Here is a 16960-nt window from a genome sequence, read left to right on the forward strand (position 1 = left end):
TCACCACCATTATTAGCTATATTTTCTGCTACCGTGGTCTTGAAGGAGCTAGCCATCACAGCCAGTTCCGTGACGCGCAAGCGAATGGTGTAGTCCTGATACGCCGGAAGCGCGATGGCAGCCAGGATGGCGATGATCGCGACAACGATCATCAATTCGATCAGCGTAAAACCTTGTTGCTTCTTCATGAGTACATCCCCTAGAAGTGGTGAATATCAAAGGTTGCGGTACGTCGCCGGCCGTGATGACCTAGACGCAAGATTTATTGCAGGATGGGTCAAGCAGGTTGCGTGCCAATTCTACGTCCTAGCCCAAGAGTCGGCCCGAGGCGAATCATCGCAGACCCGGAGCCCATTGGCAGCACCAATTTCCAGAAGTGCGATCTCTCGTGCGAAGTGACGCAAGTGGTCACTTCTAGCCGCACTGCAGGCCCTACAGGGGCACTCTCGGTTAGTCTGGACCTCCGTGTGAAGTACTCCCAAAGGCGCTACCATATGGATAGTTCCGGCCTGGGGATGGCCGACGGGGAAATTTTATGTCTGTCGCGCGTAATATGATCAAGAAGCAGCCAACCGATCGAAGCGCTAGCCAAATGCAACTCTTCATTTGGGAGGGAACAGATAAGCGCGGGATCAAGATGAAAGGGGAGCAGGCAGCTCGCAACGCGAACATGTTGCGTGCTGAGCTTCGCCGCCAAGGCATCACACCTGGTGTTGTTAAGCCCAAGCCGAAGCCGCTGTTCGGCGCGGCCGGTAAGAAGGTCGGCGCTAAGGACATTGCATTCTTCAGCCGCCAGATGGCGACCATGATGAAATCTGGCGTCCCCATTGTTGGATCACTTGAGATCATCGGCGAAGGTCACAAGAACCCGAGAATGAGGAAGATGGTCGGCCAGATAAGGACGGACATCGAAGGTGGCTCGTCGCTGCATGAGGCGATCAGCAAGCATCCGGTGCAGTTTGACGAGCTCTACCGCAACCTTGTCCGAGCAGGCGAAGGCGCAGGCGTGCTTGAGACAGTGCTAGACACAGTCGCTAATTACAAAGAAAACATCGAGGCTCTAAAAGGCAAGATCAAGAAAGCGTTGTTCTATCCCGCGATGGTGGTCGCAGTTGCCCTTATTGTCAGTGCTATTTTGCTGATCTTTGTCGTGCCGCAGTTCGAAGAGGTCTTCAAGGGCTTCGGCGCAGAACTCCCTGCGTTCACCCAGCTGATCGTGGGAGCTTCACGTTTCATGGTCAGCTATTGGTGGGTTCTGCTGTTCGTTGTGGCAGGCGCAGTGATCGGCTTCATCTACACCTATAAGCGTTCACCACGCATGCAGCACGGAATGGACCGCTTGATCTTGAAGGTGCCTGTTATCGGGCAAATCATGCATAACAGCGCCATCGCACGCTTCGCTCGCACGACCGCTGTCACATTCAAGGCAGGTGTGCCACTAGTGGAGGCGCTAGGAATTGTGGCTGGCGCCACAGGCAACAAAGTTTATGAAGAAGCAGTGCTACGCATGCGGGACGACGTGTCAGTTGGCTATCCAGTCAACATGGCAATGAAGCAGGTCAACCTGTTTCCCCATATGGTGATCCAGATGACCGCAATCGGTGAAGAAGCAGGCGCGCTGGACGCCATGCTGTTCAAGGTTGCCGAGTACTTCGAACAGGAGGTCAACAACGCTGTGGATGCGCTTAGCAGTTTGTTGGAGCCAATGATCATGGTGTTTATTGGCACCATTGTAGGCGGCATGGTCATCGGCATGTATCTTCCGATCTTCAAACTCGGCGCAGTGGTTGGATAAGACGTAATGGCATTTCTCGACCAGCATCCCGGTCTCGGCTTTCCCGCCGCGGCCGGACTGGGACTGCTGATCGGCAGCTTCCTGAACGTGGTGATCCTGCGCTTGCCCAAGCGCATGGAATGGCAGTGGCGGCGCGACGCGCGCGAGATCCTGGAGCTGCCGGACATCTATGAGCCGCCGCCGCCGGGGATCGTGGTGGAGCCGTCGCACGACCCGGTCACCGGCGACAAGCTCAAGTGGTGGGAGAACATCCCGCTCTTCAGCTGGCTGATGCTGCGCGGCAAGTCGCGCTACAGCGGCAAGCCGATCTCCATCCAGTACCCGCTGGTGGAGCTGTTGACCTCGATCCTGTGCGTGGCCAGCGTCTGGCGGTTCGGCTTCGGCTGGCAGGGCTTCGGCGCAATCGTGCTGAGCTGCTTCCTGGTGGCGATGTCGGGCATCGACCTGCGCCACAAGCTGCTGCCGGACCAGCTGACCTTGCCGCTGATGTGGCTGGGCCTGGTCGGTTCGATGGACAACCTCTACATGCCGGCAAAGCCCGCCCTGCTGGGCGCGGCGGTCGGCTATGTCTCGCTGTGGACGGTGTGGTGGCTGTTCAAGCAGCTCACCGGCAAGGAAGGCATGGGCCACGGCGACTTCAAGCTGTTGGCCGCGCTCGGTGCCTGGTGCGGGTTGAAAGGCATCTTGCCGATCATCCTGATCTCCTCGCTGGTCGGTGCCATCCTGGGCTCGGCCTGGCTGGTGGCCAAGGGCCGCGACCGCGCCACCCCGATCCCGTTCGGCCCGTACCTAGCCATCGCCGGCTGGGTGGTGTTCTTCTGGGGCAACGATCTGGTGGATGGCTACCTGCACTTCGCAGGCCTGCGTTGAGCGGGGCACGACGATGAGCGACTTCATCGTCGGCCTCACCGGCGGCATCGCCTCCGGTAAGAGTGCGCTTGCCGCCGAATTCGAGAAGTTGGGCGTGCCGGTCATCGACGCCGATACTGTTGCACGGCAGGTTGTCGCGCCGGGCCTCATCCTTGATGCAATCACGGCCCGTTTTGGTCAGGGCATCTTGTTGCCGGATGGCACGCTGGACAGGCAGGCCCTACGCAAAATCGTATTCGGCGATGCAGCCCAACGCAGAGCACTAGAGGCGATCACTCATCCCGCCATCCGCGCAGAGCTGCAACGCGCCGCACAGGAAGCTGTGGGCCCTTACGCCATCGTCGCAATCCCCTTGCTGGCCGAGGCGGGTGGCCGAGCAACTTATTCCTGGCTGGACCGCATTCTTGTCGTCGACGTGCCGGTGGAACTTCAACACGCTCGCCTGATGCAGCGCGATGGCGGTACATCGGCACTGGCCGATCAGATGATTGCTGCCCAAGCCTCTCGCGAACAGCGGTTGGCCATCGCCGATGACATCGTCAGCAACGAGGGCGATGCGGAACTGTTAGCGCAAAGCGCTCAACGATTGGATGCGGTTTATAGGAACGCGCTTCAAGCATGTCGAAGCCAGCTCTGAGTGCCTGAAAACTCTGTATTCGAAATCCCGCTGCGGTGAATCTGCAGTCATTGCCGACTCGCACAGCGCGCACGCCCACGCTGTGCACGGCAGGTAGGGGTTCTACGAAGTAAAGCCCGGCCGGCCGCACAGCCAGCGGATTCCCAGCGTGCGCCTGCGCGGGCTATGGCTGGAGCAGTTGGGGTTTGCGGTTGGCTGCAAGCTGCAGATCACGGCGCGCGAGGGTGAGTTGGTGGTGACGGTGATCGAGCGCTGAACTGTGTTTTGGGTACGGTTGTTGGCTGGAGGCGCTACCTTTGGCGCTATGGGTCAGGCTGTCGCGCCCGGGTGCGCTCCTACGCGGGTGCGGTGGTTGGTCAGCGATGGAAGGCCAGTGTGGCGATGACGCCGCGCTCCTGGCCTGGGCGCACGCTGACGCGCCAGCCGTACAGGTCGCACAGCCGGCTGACGATCGACAGGCCGATGCCGCCGCCTTGCGAATGACCGGCGTGGGTGCCGCGGTAGCCGCGCTGGAACAGCTTGGCGGCGTCTTCTTCGCTCAGGCCGGGGCCGGAGTCGATCACCTCGACGGCATCGGCCAATACGCGCACGCGCACCTGGCCGTCCTGGGTGTACTTGACCGCGTTGCCGATCAGGTTGCCCAGCGCCACCGACAGGGCAGATTCGGGGGCGTCGATGACCAGGTCGCGTTCGCCTTCCAGCAGCAACTCCAGTGGTTTGCCGCCGAGCTGGGCGCGGTGCGCGTCGATCAGTTGTTCGGCTACCTTGGCCACGTTGCTACTGCCCTGCCCGCGTTCGTTGCGCGAGAGCAGCAACAGCGAGCCGATCAAGTCACTACATTGCTGTTCGGCGCGCTGGATGCGCTGCAGCCGCTGCAGCACCTTTTCGTCGAGATTGGGCTTGGTGAGCAGCAGTTCGGTGGCGCCGCGGATCACTGCCAGCGGGGTACGCAGTTCATGGCTGACATCGGCATTGAACTCGCGGTCGCGCTGCACCACCTCGGTGAGGCGCGCGGAGTAATCGTCCAGCGCTTCGGCGAGCTGGCCCACTTCGTCATCGGGGAAATGCGCGGCCAGCGGCTTGGGCTCGCTGGTGCCGCCGCGGTAGGCGCGCAGGCGTGCGGCCAGGTCCGAGACCGGGCGCATCACCTTGGACGCCGACCACCAGCCGATCAATAGCGAAAACCCGCTGAACACCAGCACCGACAGCATCAAGGTGCGCTTGAGCTGAATCTCGCCCTTGAGCGTCTGGGTCATGTCATAGGCAAGGAAGAACCACTCGCTGGGCGTCTTGCGCACCGCCAGTTTGTACGAGTAGGCATTGCCGTTTTCGTCCACGCCGGAAATGGTGTGGATGCCATCGGGAAACTGGTACCACTCCGGCTGCTCGAGGCGCAGCGCTTCGAACTTGTCGCTCTTGACCACGCGCCCGCGCATCTGCTGCACCGGCAGATCCGGATTGTGCAGCGGGTCAGAATAGAACCGCTGCGCGAATGCGTCGATGTTGCGGTTCATCACGTCTTCGACCAACTGGTTTTCCACGCGCGCGCGTGCCCAGTTGGTGGCGAAGGCGAACAGTGTGGTCAGGCAGAAGCCCAACAACACGAACGACAGGATGATGCGGCTACGCAGGCGCCGCCGGTAACGGCCACGCCTGCGCGCCGGGCGCGCGCTTGTGCGTTCAGGCATCAGGCGACGCGATGCGGTAGCCGATGCCGTGACGGGTCTGGATCATCGGCACGTCGAAGGGCTTGTCGACCACCGCACGCAGGCCATGGATATGCACGCGCAACGAATCCGAATCCGGCAGCTCTTCACCCCAGACGCGGGTTTCCAGCTCCTGGCGGGTGACCACGGCCGGCGAAGCTTCCATCAGCGCCTGCAGGATCTTCAGCGCGGTCGGGTTGAGCTGCAGCAGCTTGCCGCGGCGGCGCACTTCCAGCGTGTCCAGGTTGTATTCCAGATCGCCGGTTTCCAGCACGCGGGTGTGCACGCCCTTGCCGCGACGCGACAGTGCGTTGAGGCGCACTTCCACTTCCTGCAGCGCGAACGGCTTGATCAGGTAGTCGTCCGCACCGGAGTCGAAGCCGGCCAGCTTGTTGTCCAGCGAGTCGCGCGCGGTGAGCATCAGCACCGGGGTCTGCTTGCGTGCTTCGTTGCGCAGCTTGCGGCAGACTTCGATGCCGTCCATGCCGGGCAGGTTGAGATCCAGCACGATGGCATCGAACTCGTGCACCACGGCCAGGTGCAGGCCGGTCACGCCATCGGCGGCGAAGTCCACGGTGTGTCCACGGTCTTCGAGATAGTCGCCCAGGTTGGCGGCGATATCGCTGTTGTCTTCAATCACTAGAATTCGCACTGGAACCTCATTCGTTAAGCTGGTTTTTAGCGCTGGCGCCGAGAAATATCGTGTCATTCACAGTGGTCAGACTGCACGCCAGGCGAGCGTCATGCACTGCTTCGTACTTATCTGCACACCAGGTGCTCGCTCGCGCCAGCGTTCTGCCGGCCATCTTCGCTTGCCCTGGACAAAATTCGGGTGACGAGCTCCGGAGGGTTGCAGGTGGCTGTTGGCTGGTTTGGCTGCAGCTCCTGTCGCTTCGGCTGCGCCACCAATACCGCTCCCACTCCGACCGAGCACCCCGCTACCTTAGCGCGCTGTTCCTGACTGACATCGGAGCCATTACCTGCCTGCTCCGTGTCGATATGCCTGTGCCTTACCCGCAGCCGGCAGCGTGCCTGCGCGGTCGGCAACACCGACGTGATGCGCGCTGATCGCGCCCACGGCGGTAACACGTTCAATTGCCTCGCCATACGACCCTTCCCTGCGTCTGACCGGATTTAACAATTGGGAAATGTAGACGCGAACCTCCGGAGCAGCAAGCCATCCACAAAAAGGCCCAAGTGCGACACGCACTTGGGCCAAAAGTTCATCCCGATCACCGTCACTGCCGAGAGCGGAGCCACGGTTGGCAGAGGCTAGCGAGCGAAGGATTAGATTTTAGTTAAATTTTCGATAAGCCCGCGAGGGGGCAGATCAATGGACCGACTGTTCCAGGTGCTGGATGATCGCCGCCGCCACATCGACGCCACAGACCCCTTCCACGCCCTCCAGCCCGGGGGTGGAATTGACCTCGAGCACTAGCGGACCGCGCTTGGAGCGAATGAGGTCGACCCCGGCCACCGCCAGGCCCAGCGCGCGCGCCGAGCGGACCGCGACCTCCTGCTCCTGCTCGGTGGCCTGCGCCACTGCAGCGGTCCCGCCCAGGTGCAGGTTGGAGCGGAAGTCGCCCTCGGCCGCCTGCCGGCGCATGGCCGCAACGACCCGGTCGCCGACCACGAAGCAGCGCAGGTCCGCACCGTCGGCTTCGCCGATGAACTCCTGCACGATGAAGTTGGCATAGAGCCCACGCAGTGCCTCGACCACGCCGCGCGATGCGCTGGCCTTTTCGGTAAGGATCACCCCGGCGCCCTGGGCGCCTTCGTTCAACTTCACCACATGCGGCGGCGGGCCGAGCATGGACAACAGGTCCTGGGTATCGTCGGGGTTGTCGCCGAACACAGTGACCGGCATGTCGATGCCCTGCGCGGCCAGCAGCTGGTGTGCACGCAACTTGTCGCGCGAACGCAGGATGGCGTCGGAGGGATTGGGCGTGTAGGTGCCCATGAATTCGAGTTGGCGCAGCACCGCAGTGGCGTAGCGCGTCACCGAGGCGCCGATGCGTGGGATCACCGCATCGAACCCGGTGATCGGCTTGCCCTTGTAGTGCAGGCTGAAACCGTCGGCAGCGATGCGCATGTAGCAGCGCAGCGGGTCGAGGATGCGCACGGTGTGACCACGCTTGCGTGCGGCTTCGATGAGCCGCCGGGTCGAGTACAACTTGCTGTTGCGCGAAAGAATGGCGATTTTCATCGCAGCAGGGACACGGCGCGGCCTGGACATGGTCGGAGTCTGATGACGAGGTGACCCAAGTCCACGCATCTGCCGGTCGCACGCGAGCAGGATGCAATGCCCTGCTCGCGCCGCGTGACCCGGTATGCGACGGCCCCGAGGATGGAAACGCGCAAGCGCTTCGGCGGTGTTGCAGCAACGCAAACGCTGCGCAGCCTCAACCGGATCGATGCTAGCAGGGCGCGCGCGCAGCGCTCAAGCAGCACGCGCCTTTCGACTCGGTCGACGCCCCGCAGCTGGCGCATTGCAGGTCGCGGCGTATCGTGCATCACCTGCTCGCTTGCGGCTGCCATCAGTGACGCACAAGCGAGCGCCACCGCTCCACTGCGTGACAATGTCCTTGACGACGCACGGCCTCGAGGCCCGCCCTCACGCCGCACCCGTATTGCCGTAACGCGTTTTGCACAGTTGAAACCGCAATGCTTGAGTCTCCTCAATGCCGGCACGCCGGCGCACCCGAGACTCTCCATGCGACGTCCAGCAAGCGCGGCTTATGCCAACCCCTCCCGCATCCGTCAGGGGCGCCCGTTCCCCCGCGGTGCCGTCTTCGATGGCAAGGGCACCAACTTTGCGCTTTTCTCCGCGCATGCCACACGTGTGGAACTTTGCCTGTTCGACGAACAAGGCAACGAAACCCGCGTTGACCTTCCCGAATACACCAACGAAATCTGGCATGGCTACCTGCCCGATGCAAAACCCGGTCAGCGCTACGGCTACCGCGTGCATGGCCCATACGAGCCGACCGAAGGCCATCGCTTCAACCACAACAAGCTGCTGCTCGACCCGTATGCGCGTGAGCTGGAAGGTGACCTGATCTGGGCCGACGAGCTCTATGGCTACACCGTCGGCCATCCGGACGGCGACCTGAGCTTCGATGAACGTGACAGCGCGCCTTTCATGCCCAAGTGCGTGGTGGTCGAAGACACCTACGATTGGGGCGACGATGCACGCCTGCTCAAGCCGTGGAACGAGACGGTCATCTACGAAACCCACGTGCGCGGCTACACCATGCGCAACCCGCAGGTGCCCGAAGCGGTACGTGGCACGTTTGCCGGCCTGGCGCAGCCGCAGGTGCTGCAGTACATCAAGGACCTGGGCATCACCGCGGTCGAGCTGCTGCCGGTACACGCCTACCTGGACGACCAGCATCTGCTGGACAAGGGTCTGCGTAACTACTGGGGCTACAACACCATCGGCTTCTTCGCACTGAAGTCGCGCTACCTCTCCAGCGGCCATCGCGATGAATTCCGCGACATGGTCAAGGCCATGCACAAGCAAGGCCTGGAAGTGATCCTGGACGTGGTCTACAACCACACCGCCGAAGGCAGCGAGCTGGGTCCGACACTCTCGTTCAAGGGTATCGACAACGCCAGCTACTACCGCCTTGCCGAAGACAAGCGTTACTACATCAACGATACCGGCACCGGCAACACGCTGAATCTGAGCAATTCGCGGGTGATCCAGTTCGTCAACGATTCGCTGCGCTACTGGGCCGGCGAGATGCACGTGGACGGCTTCCGCTTCGACCTAGCCACCATTCTTGGTCGCGAGCCTAGCGGGTTCGATCAGCGCGGCGGCTTCCTGGATGCCTGCAACCAGGACCCGCTGTTGTCGGAGGTCAAGCTGATTGCCGAGCCGTGGGACTGTGGCCCGGGCGGCTACCAGGTGGGCCACTTCCCGCCGGGCTGGTCGGAGTGGAACGACAAGTTCCGCGACAACGCGCGCGAATTCTGGAAAGGCGAAGACGGCAAGCTGGCCGAGTTTGCCACCCGCTTTACCGGCTCGGCCGACCTGTTCGATCGCCGCGGTCGCCGCCCGTGGGCGTCGGTGAACTTCATCACCGCGCATGACGGCTTCACCTTGCGCGACCTGGTCAGCTACAACGAGAAGCACAACATCGACAACGGCGAAGACAACCGCGACGGCTCGTCCAACGATGGCTCGTGCAACTACGGCGACGAAGGCGAGACTGACAACGCCGACATCCTGCAGATCCGCGAGCGGCAGATGAAGAATCTGCTGGCCACGCTGCTGTTGTCGCAGGGAACGCCGATGATGCTGGCCGGCGACGAGCGTGCGCAGTCGCAAGGCGGCAACAACAACACGTATTGCCAGGACAATGAAATCACCTGGCTGGACTGGGAAAACGACCCCACCGATGGCCGTCTTACCGACTTCGTCAAGGCATTGACCCGGTTGCGCAAGCGCTACCCGATCCTGTCGCGTGGCCGCTTCCTCAACGGGCAATACAACGAAGAAGCCGGCCTGCGCGACCTCACCTGGCTCAATCCGGGCGGCACCGAGATGGAGGATGCGCACTGGACCGACGCAGGCGCGCGTTCGGTCGGTTTGCTCCTGGAAGGCAAGGCGCAGACCTCCGGCGTCAAGGAGCTGGCCAACGACGACACCTTGTTGATCGTGATCAATGCCTACCACGAGGGCGTGACCTTCACCCTGCCCTCCACCGACGAGCCGGTGCACTGGAAGCTGGTGCTGTCGACCGACGAGGCGCTGGAGGTGGACATGATGCCGGCAGGCGCCAGCGAATTCCTGGCGCCGCCGCGCAGCGTGTCGGTGTTCGAGTGCAAGAGCGACCAGTAAAGCGCTTTTGCTGATGTGGCTCGCTGTCTGCCGGGAGGTGGGCAGCGAGCTTTTTTATGCACGGGGAACGGTCATAAGGCTCTGGAGCTGGTCAGCTAACCGCTCACGCACGATCCAACGTTAGTCATCCGGCTTCGAACCTGGCCAGAGCGGCATTGCACAGCCGCGCATCATCGATGCGCGAATGATGTGCGCTCCAATCCCTGCGCTGATGCAATCGCCAAGCCACTCCCCCAGCGCCGATGGGGCACCCAGGCGTATTGCGTAACGAGATCCACCGGGCCTGCATACGCAACGGTGAAGGCCACAGCAAGTCAGAACGTGTTCGACGAATCCGCTATCCGGTTGACTGAAGACTCAACCCGGATACAGCGGAAAACGCTTGTCCGGATGCTTGGACTTCCATTCCTTGTAGGAACTGGTGCCTTCCCACGCCTTGAACGCCCGCGGGGTGCGGCCACGCCCGGACCAGGTCTCGCCCGAGTGCGGAAGCCAGTATTTGGCGGCCACTTCACCAGTGGAGGTCAGCGGCCCCTTGGACTTGCCGGTCATTGCCAGCGAGGCGATCTGGGATTTCTGCTTTGCATTGAACCGGCTGCCGAACTGGGTCAGTACTTCGACCACCTGGTCGAAGGCTTCCAGGGTCTGGGCATACTTGAGCTGAGCTTCTTCCTGCTCAAGCTTGCGCAGCTCTTCCAGCAATTGGGCTTTGGCGGCAGCTGAGGATGAAGCGGGCGGAACCTGGCGCATTGACAAAACTGAGGTTGGGCGGGTCAACGAGTATTGCCGCTATGCCGTCCAGCGTAAAGCGCCTGGCCCTTCCGGGTCGGCTTGCGCTCAGCCATGCCGCAGCAAGGCGTGTTCACGGGCCATGGTCAGCACCGGCCCGATGCGTCCGGCCCGAATCAGCTCGCTGCAATGCTTGCCGACAAATTCCACCCGGGGGGCGGTGAACCATTGCACCACCCGGTCCAGCTGACCGGCGTTGATCGACCACGCGTGGCAGACCGTTTCGCCCAATTCTTCCACCCCGATCAGTCCCATGTGGCGAATCTGTTCGGGGTCGAGCTTGAACATTTCGAGCACCTTGCCGGCAGTGTCAGGCGTGCGCGGGATGCAGGCCTTCGCCGGCAGCCCCGGGCGATGGGCGATCGAGGCCGCCTGCGCGGATTCGGCGCGACGCATGCCCTTGATCAGCGCACCAACCAGCTGTGAATGAGTCGTTGTCATGGTGACCGCCAAATGATGGGGACACTATGGCTGCCAACTCGCGCTTGCTCAATCAGGAGCTTCCTGACTGCCAGGAAGGAAATGACGAAGCTGCAGTGCCATTTTTACCGGGAAAACCGCCTGCAATCGTCGTCATTGCAACTCGTTCGACGGGACGTGTGGCACACGCATCATGCCCGGATGGCACAACGCCGAGCCACAACGCAGCGACCCGCTCGCAAGGAAAACGCACCAGCACCATCCGCGCGCAGCTCTGCCAGCGCCATCGCCGCCCAGTGCGCCTGGACAGGCCACGGGCACCCGAACCTCGAAGGACCAAAGGGGCCGCCAATCTGCCCGACGTCACCGCGGCGCACATCTTCGCTGCGCCCGACCTCAGCCCTGCAGGACCTTTTCGATCTCCTTCAAGGTGCGCTCGTAGGAGGCGCGCTCGGCTGCGCTCAGAAAACCCTGCTGACGGACAAGCTTGGGAACCTCCACCGCCATCTTCGATAGTTGCGCGTTCATGGTTCTTGCCTGACGCCCGGTAATCGCGTTGCTCTTGCGCGCGTCTGTAATCGCGCTCTGCAAGGTCTCGACACGCTCGGCAAAATACAGCTGTTGCGCGCGATTGACGCGCCAGTGATCGCTGGCATAGTCCGCCTCCAGACCGCTCCCGCGGACCGATTGGATGAATGCCTGATCGGCGGTGAAGGTTCCACTCAAGGCCTGCACGCGCTTGTCCTGCAGCAGCGAGGGATCCACCTCCACCGCGCATCCCGTCTGGTGGGCCAGATCCTGCAATCGTTCGTCCAGCCGCTGCGCCGACAGCGCAAGCGTAAACGGCCCAGGCTGACAGGCAGCCATGACCGGCCCGGCACACATAACAGCACCCACTGCAATGACGATCGAGGACAAGCGACGGCGAACAGCAGACATGACAGCACCCGAAACACACGGACATCCGTGCGAGGCCAACGCTAGACGCTCCACTCCGAACGGAACCGGAATCAACCGCGCCCCGCCGCCAGGGTGCGGAGATCGCCGATGACGTGGTTGGCCTGCACCTACGCGCTGCTCAGGCCCGGAAGCCCGACCACCCAGCTCCCGGATGCGCACTGCCTCAAGCCACGCGCCAGATGCCCCGATCCATGCCAGACGAAATCCTGCGCTCCCGGAACTCTGCGATGACACCAGGCGGCAAGGGCGGCCTGGCCCGCGAGCACGCCGGACGACGGCGCCGATACGTTCCGATGACTCCTTGCAAGAGTCTCGGTGACGTCAGCCACAGCTCGACCATACAGCGTGCATCACACGCCTACGTCGGTGGCAACCAAAGATCTTCAAGGGAATGTCGATGACCCAACCACACGCCATTGCGGCAGTGGAGCGGGCGATGGGAATCGAACCCACGTCAGTAGCTTGGGAAGCTACAGAATTTATCTTTCACATCAATGGCTTAAATGGATTTAATGCTCCGCAAACCGTGGCTTGATTGGCAATAAATCCCCGTGTTTGCGATACGATCGTGACGATTTGCGGAGCGCTGTATCCACCCCTGAGACGGCGATCGGTCAGCCTGCCTGCATGCCTCGCCGTCCCCTCCAACCCGCCTGCCGCTGGGTCCATGTCTCCGCCAATGAAGCGCTGATGCACTTCAACTTCGGGTCCGTCGCTCATGTGACCCCGGGGCAGATATGGCTGCGCTGGCGTGGGATCACCATCAACGAGCCTCATCGCGGCAGCCTGCTTCAGGGAATGCGTTTCGCTGAGCGATGGATTGCGGCGCGGACCGGCCTGCCGGGTGTCAGGAAGGCCCCACGCCGTCGACCAGACGATAGCCAGCGGTGGCTCCTGCTTGCCGGTTGGCCGGCTAGGAAGTCGATCGGCCAAGCAATAAGGTATCGAGGTAGCTGCCAGGAGGACCTGATAGCTATGGAAGCGTCCCACCTGCCGCCCTACGTCCTATCCAACGATGCCTGGCCGTGAGGCACGTGCCCATGGCGAATCAGGCAGACAGTTCATCAACACATCACCGCCGGCGGCGCCGCTTGGTGAAAGTCGCCGGATCGAGTTCAGGATGGGCACGTGCAGCCGCTGCGGCAGCCATCTGCAGCCGGGAGGACTCAACCTTGTTGTTTACCTCGCTCTTCGCTATCCCATGCCACTTCAATAACCATGCGTTCGCATAGCGAAGAGCGCCAGCCTCAGTTGCCATGCGGCGTTGCACGGTAGGCCCTTCACTGTAGGCGCGCGTCCGTATGAGGACAGTTCCATCCTCCTGAGCGTGGATTCGAATTACCGGTATGCCCTCGTAGATCAAATCCAGCTGCTCCTCCCACCGCTTCCAGTGCATAGCTGGGTCAGGAGAAACCGGCACTCGGTCATCCTCGGCGCTCATGCCGCCAGCCGATGCTCGTAGAACGGATGTCGCTTGTCGTCGAAGATCGCCTGCAGGGCCTGGAGGTTGGCCGGATCCGGATTGAGCCACGCGTCGACGTGCTCGGGCTTGATGTTGATGATGGTCCGGTCGTGCCCCACCGCTGCCACCTCGGGCTCAGGCTCATCGGTGATGGCCGCGAAGCTCAGCAGGTCCGGCTGCTCGCCGGCGGGATCTGTCCAGCGGGACCACAGGCAGGCCACCAGCATTGGCTCGCGGTCGCTGGGCTGGAACTGCACCACACGGTTCTTGCCGTCGGGCCCCTCCACGTTCTCGTAGAAGCGGCCGACGACCACCAGGCCGTGGGTGTAGCCGAACTGCTCCCGCCAGAAACCCTGCAGGTTGTCCCGGCGGGCGTTGTACGTACCGGGATACTTTGTGTCGTAGATCGGGGGCTTGCCAGCAGGGCGGCACTGGTAGCGCATCGGCTTGATGACGCGCTGGCCGCCCTCGGAGATGATCACCGGTGCGTAGTAGCCCGGGAAGATGCGGTAATCCCGCGCCTTGGGCTCGGTCCGCTGCAGGTCCGCGATGCGGCCCTTGATCTGCTCGATCTTGGTGGTGGCGATGCGCTGGTCTGTCGCCGCCCTCTTGGTCGGCTTGCCGCTGGCCAGCACCCGCTCGGCGTCTGCCAAGCGCCGGGCCTGCTTGAACAGCTCCTGCTCCAAGGCCTGCATGTCCTCGGCGTCCCACACGGCCAGCTCTGCGGCGATTGCGGCCACGCCGCCCTCCCCGCCCGCGCGAAATGCATCGTCCATCGCCTTCGGGGTCCTTGGCCGCTTCTCCGCCTCTCCCTGCCTCAGCCACAGCTTCGAGAACTCCTCGATCGACATGATCGCGCCGAAGTTGCGCACCAGCTTCCGGTAATCGGCCTGGATCTCAGCGGAGTAACACATGGCGGTCCCTCAACAGTCGCGGTCGCCGTTTTCCAGGCCATGCCAGGCCAGGATCTCATCGAGCCGCCGGGAGACGAATTGGGCATCGTCGCCCGTGATGGCGCCGTCCTCAATGACGTCCGCCATGCCCGCGAAGGCCTGCCAGAAGTGGCAACGGTCGGGGCTGCTCTTCAACAGCGCCGGCACCGCAGCGTCGAGGTTTTCCAGATGCGTCTTGAGTTCGGGTCTGTCCATCCGGCCAGTATCGGCTGACCCGTCTCACCGCTTGAGACGCAGCCCCGTAGACTGCGATCCATGGACACGCCCAGCCTCTTCGAACAACTGCAGCAGCGGCTGGCGTGCGCCTCCGAACCGCTCGAAGTGCTCAATCAGTTCGAAGCGGAGCTGCTGTATGCGTTCCCAGCCGAGGCGGCCGCTGTCATTGAGTTGGTTGCTTCCTGGGGTCATCGCCTCGGCGTTCTGACGCGCGAGGACATTGAGGGCTTCGTGTAGGAGCCGGGCCGGCGCTGCTCGGGCGCCATGCGGGTGAGCGGCCTATGGCCCCGCATCCGGCAAGGGTAGATTGGCACCGATATGGGGTTTCACATATCGGGCGGTGCCGCACAAGCGGGTCGGATTTTTCCTCATCCGCAGCTGTGCACCGGGCCTGCAAATGAACGTTTTTTCCGAAGCGCTCGCCAAGCATCTTGGCACTGCGCCGAGATGATCTCGCGCCATCGGCACAGGCCGGTGCAGCTGATCCGGAGAAAGTGATGCACCCATTCCTCGCCACCGCCGCTGTGGCGCTTCTCGGCACCACCCTGCCCGCCCTCGCCCATGACCCGCTGCCGATGAAGTTCGGCCAGACCACCGAACTGCATCAGGAGATATCGGCCGCCGGCGAGAGCCTGGATGCCTTCGTCACTCGGATCGCGCCGCGCGCCCGCGCAGCCTCGGTGAGCAGCCGGTCTGTCGTGTGCGGCGAGATCCTGGGCGCTGGGCCTTACACGCTGACGCTCAAGACAGACGGGCGGCAGGATTGGTGCGAGGTCCCGAAGACATCAGCGCCATACGTCCTGGTCAACGCCATCGCCAAAGATGCGCGTGAAGACCACATCCCAGCTATCTACGCGCGCCGCCCCGGCTACCTGATTACGCCGTGGAGCATCAAGTTCCAGGGCCGCGCCGGCGTGCGGCGCGTGCCCGACGCGCCAACTCACTGATTGCAGATGTTGGGCAGCGATTTACCTGCATAGATCCGTCAACATCTGATTCCGCGGGCAATCACAGCCGCATGCACTGATCGCGCGGCTGAGACCTTACCCGCCTACTCTCGCCGGGCACGGCTGAAAAAATAGCCTGCTGCCAGCAAGGCAGCCAGGCCCACGTACAGTCCGATCCGACCATTGGCTTGGCGAGCCTCAAGCGCGCCTTGCGGGGTCACGACTGCTTTCCCATTCAGATCAAGTCCCCAAAGCTCTGGATCTGCCTGGTCGCCGCTGTAGGTCACGCGTACCTGCCCCCCCCTTCTTCATCTCATTCCACAGCGCATCGATGTTCGGTAGCACACTCGGATATTCGAACTGCCCCGCATCAGACTTCAGCGTGAAGCGCACGCTTTGAAGGCGCATTTTCCGTTGAGTCGCTTCTGCATCGGCAACGATGCCTCGCGATTCCTTCAGGTCACTGGGAATGTTCGAAGGCTGGCCAAAATACGAAATAGCACTGCCAATAGTGATTGCGAAGCAGAGTGCGGCGATGATCATGAAGCGAGTTTTGTGCGATTGCATCCCGATGTCCGAGTCAAGAAAGCGCCGCGATCCTGCGGCGGCGCGAATTTTTCCTTGATCGGCTTGGATCGTCAATCGACCATTGGTCACACTTCACGCTCGTCCGCCCGAGGCCGCAGCGCGAGCTACGGCGCATCGCTCATGCTGCAGACCGTTCCGCGTTCGCCAGACTGGCAGCGATCGCGTTGTCAGTAGCCGCCTTGATCAGCGCCTGGAGCTTCCAGCCGGCCAGCTCCTGCGTCGCCCCCGCACCGGGATAGCGGATTGCGTAAGTCGGCGCGATCAGGTCGGCGATCGGCGCCGCCAGCACACCGAGGACCGCCCCGCGGTCCTCGACCTGGAACGTGACGGTGCCTGTGTCGTTGATCGGGTTCCAGACGATCGTGATGTGCTGCGCGAGCGGGTCTGCATCCGGGTCAGGCGTCACCACGTTTGCATCGTAGGCAGTTCGTGTGGCCGCCTTGATACCCAACAGCAGATGCACGCCGGGCTCGGTGACCCTCTCGCCAGGGATCTTGATGGGCTGCCCGGTAGACGGATCGACTTCGGTAGTCGCCGGCGCGGCTATCTCGTAGCTGCGACCGATCAAGTCGCTGATCTGCACGGTGAGCACGCGCAGAAATGACCGCTCCAGCGTCTGCATCCAGCCATCCGGATGCGGCTTGGTGGTCATCTGCTCGAGGTGGAACTCGACCGGCCCGTCGTTGGTGGCCGGGTCCCATCGGATCTCGATGCGGGGCGACACGATCTTGGTCTGCGTGCCGAAAGTAGGGTTTTCGCTGATGAGCATGG

18 protein-coding genes and 1 pseudogene are annotated in these 16960 nt (G+C 62.5%); 8 read left to right on the forward strand and 11 right to left on the reverse strand.

Annotated elements, in window-relative coordinates; translation table 11 throughout:
* A partial coding sequence (locus ABQZ09_RS04825; protein ID WP_349776239.1) for a pilin occupies nt 1-188 on the reverse strand: 188 nt, incomplete at its 3' end.
* A 347-nt stretch (nt 189-535) separates the two neighbouring features.
* Here ABQZ09_RS04825 and ABQZ09_RS04830 point away from each other — a divergent pair.
* The 4 genes and pseudogenes from ABQZ09_RS04830 to ABQZ09_RS04845 all read left to right on the forward strand — a co-directional run.
* Nucleotides 536-1795, forward strand: coding sequence for a type II secretion system F family protein (locus tag ABQZ09_RS04830; protein WP_228314268.1), 1260 nt, complete (start codon nt 536-538; stop codon nt 1793-1795).
* A gap of 6 nt (nt 1796-1801) precedes the next feature.
* Nucleotides 1802-2665 carry a prepilin peptidase gene (locus tag ABQZ09_RS04835; protein ID WP_046343941.1) on the forward strand — a complete coding sequence of 288 codons (864 nt, stop codon included), beginning with the start codon at nt 1802-1804 and terminating at the stop codon, nt 2663-2665.
* 13 nt (nt 2666-2678) lie between these two features.
* The gene (gene coaE / locus ABQZ09_RS04840; RefSeq protein ID WP_349776240.1) at nt 2679-3302 is read left to right on the forward strand and encodes a dephospho-CoA kinase; all 624 of its coding nucleotides are present in this window, start codon (nt 2679-2681) and stop codon (nt 3300-3302) included.
* A 53-nt stretch (nt 3303-3355) separates the two neighbouring features.
* Nucleotides 3356-3558: pseudogene (locus tag ABQZ09_RS04845) on the forward strand (SymE family type I addiction module toxin); the annotation flags it as partial.
* A gap of 100 nt (nt 3559-3658) precedes the next feature.
* On the opposite strand, the gene ABQZ09_RS04850 reads toward ABQZ09_RS04845, so the two are convergent.
* From ABQZ09_RS04850 to rimK, 3 genes are all read right to left on the reverse strand, one after another.
* Nucleotides 3659-4990: a sensor histidine kinase gene (locus ABQZ09_RS04850; RefSeq protein ID WP_166744818.1), complete on the reverse strand. Its 1332-nt coding sequence runs from the start codon at nt 4988-4990 to the stop codon at nt 3659-3661.
* On the reverse strand, nt 4983-5660 hold the full coding sequence (locus tag ABQZ09_RS04855) for a response regulator transcription factor (protein WP_003490678.1): 678 nt from the start codon (nt 5658-5660) through the stop codon (nt 4983-4985). The genes ABQZ09_RS04850 and ABQZ09_RS04855 overlap by 8 nt, the downstream gene beginning before the upstream one ends.
* A gap of 678 nt (nt 5661-6338) precedes the next feature.
* Nucleotides 6339-7214 carry a 30S ribosomal protein S6--L-glutamate ligase gene (gene rimK, locus ABQZ09_RS04860; RefSeq protein WP_449369031.1) on the reverse strand — a complete coding sequence of 292 codons (876 nt, stop codon included), beginning with the start codon at nt 7212-7214 and terminating at the stop codon, nt 6339-6341.
* Between the two features lie 507 nt (nt 7215-7721).
* Here rimK and glgX point away from each other — a divergent pair.
* The gene (gene glgX, locus ABQZ09_RS04865) at nt 7722-9854 is read left to right on the forward strand and encodes a glycogen debranching protein GlgX (RefSeq protein WP_228314270.1); all 2133 of its coding nucleotides are present in this window, start codon (nt 7722-7724) and stop codon (nt 9852-9854) included.
* A gap of 357 nt (nt 9855-10211) precedes the next feature.
* Here glgX and ABQZ09_RS04870 read toward each other — a convergent pair whose 3' ends face one another.
* The 3 genes from ABQZ09_RS04870 to ABQZ09_RS04880 all read right to left on the reverse strand — a co-directional run bounded on the left by ABQZ09_RS04870 (nt 10212) and on the right by ABQZ09_RS04880 (nt 12041).
* On the reverse strand, nt 10212-10604 hold the full coding sequence (locus tag ABQZ09_RS04870) for an H-NS histone family protein (RefSeq protein WP_047693010.1): 393 nt from the start codon (nt 10602-10604) through the stop codon (nt 10212-10214).
* Nucleotides 10605-10691: 87 nt separating this feature from the next.
* Nucleotides 10692-11084: a hypothetical protein gene (locus ABQZ09_RS04875; RefSeq protein ID WP_349776241.1), complete on the reverse strand. Its 393-nt coding sequence runs from the start codon at nt 11082-11084 to the stop codon at nt 10692-10694.
* Between the two features lie 375 nt (nt 11085-11459).
* Entirely contained in the window at nt 11460-12041 is a 582-nt protein-coding gene (locus ABQZ09_RS04880) for an STN domain-containing protein (RefSeq protein ID WP_349776242.1), read from the reverse strand.
* 379 nt (nt 12042-12420) lie between these two features.
* Between ABQZ09_RS04880 and ABQZ09_RS04885 the strand changes: the two genes are divergently transcribed.
* Nucleotides 12421-12558 carry a hypothetical protein gene (locus ABQZ09_RS04885; protein WP_349776243.1) on the forward strand — a complete coding sequence of 46 codons (138 nt, stop codon included), beginning with the start codon at nt 12421-12423 and terminating at the stop codon, nt 12556-12558.
* A 902-nt stretch (nt 12559-13460) separates the two neighbouring features.
* On the opposite strand, the gene ABQZ09_RS04890 is transcribed toward ABQZ09_RS04885, so the two are convergent.
* Both ABQZ09_RS04890 and ABQZ09_RS04895 read right to left on the reverse strand, forming a co-directional pair.
* Nucleotides 13461-14399 carry an SOS response-associated peptidase family protein gene (locus ABQZ09_RS04890; protein ID WP_349776244.1) on the reverse strand — a complete coding sequence of 313 codons (939 nt, stop codon included), beginning with the start codon at nt 14397-14399 and terminating at the stop codon, nt 13461-13463.
* 9 nt (nt 14400-14408) lie between these two features.
* A complete protein-coding gene (locus ABQZ09_RS04895) occupies nt 14409-14633 on the reverse strand; it encodes a hypothetical protein (protein WP_184387123.1) in 225 nt (74 codons plus the stop codon).
* A gap of 60 nt (nt 14634-14693) precedes the next feature.
* Here ABQZ09_RS04895 and ABQZ09_RS04900 point away from each other — a divergent pair, with 60 nt between their 5' ends.
* On the forward strand, nt 14694-14891 hold the full coding sequence (locus tag ABQZ09_RS04900; RefSeq protein WP_349776245.1) for a hypothetical protein: 198 nt from the start codon (nt 14694-14696) through the stop codon (nt 14889-14891).
* A 260-nt stretch (nt 14892-15151) separates the two neighbouring features.
* Nucleotides 15152-15601 carry a hypothetical protein gene (locus ABQZ09_RS04905; RefSeq protein WP_349776246.1) on the forward strand — a complete coding sequence of 150 codons (450 nt, stop codon included), beginning with the start codon at nt 15152-15154 and terminating at the stop codon, nt 15599-15601.
* A gap of 240 nt (nt 15602-15841) precedes the next feature.
* Here the strand turns inward: ABQZ09_RS04905 and ABQZ09_RS04910 are convergent, their stop codons facing one another.
* Nucleotides 15842-16258: a hypothetical protein gene (locus ABQZ09_RS04910; protein ID WP_349776247.1), complete on the reverse strand. Its 417-nt coding sequence runs from the start codon at nt 16256-16258 to the stop codon at nt 15842-15844.
* Between the two features lie 49 nt (nt 16259-16307).
* Complete coding sequence (locus ABQZ09_RS04915) at nt 16308-16958, reverse strand: hypothetical protein (protein ID WP_349776248.1); 651 nt, start codon at nt 16956-16958, stop codon at nt 16308-16310.
* Between the last annotated feature and the right edge of the window lie 2 nt (nt 16959-16960).

Origin of the sequence: Xanthomonas sp. WHRI 6106, from assembly GCF_040202405.1 — a bacterium.
Taxonomy (GTDB): Bacteria; Pseudomonadota; Gammaproteobacteria; order Xanthomonadales; family Xanthomonadaceae; genus Xanthomonas; species Xanthomonas cannabis.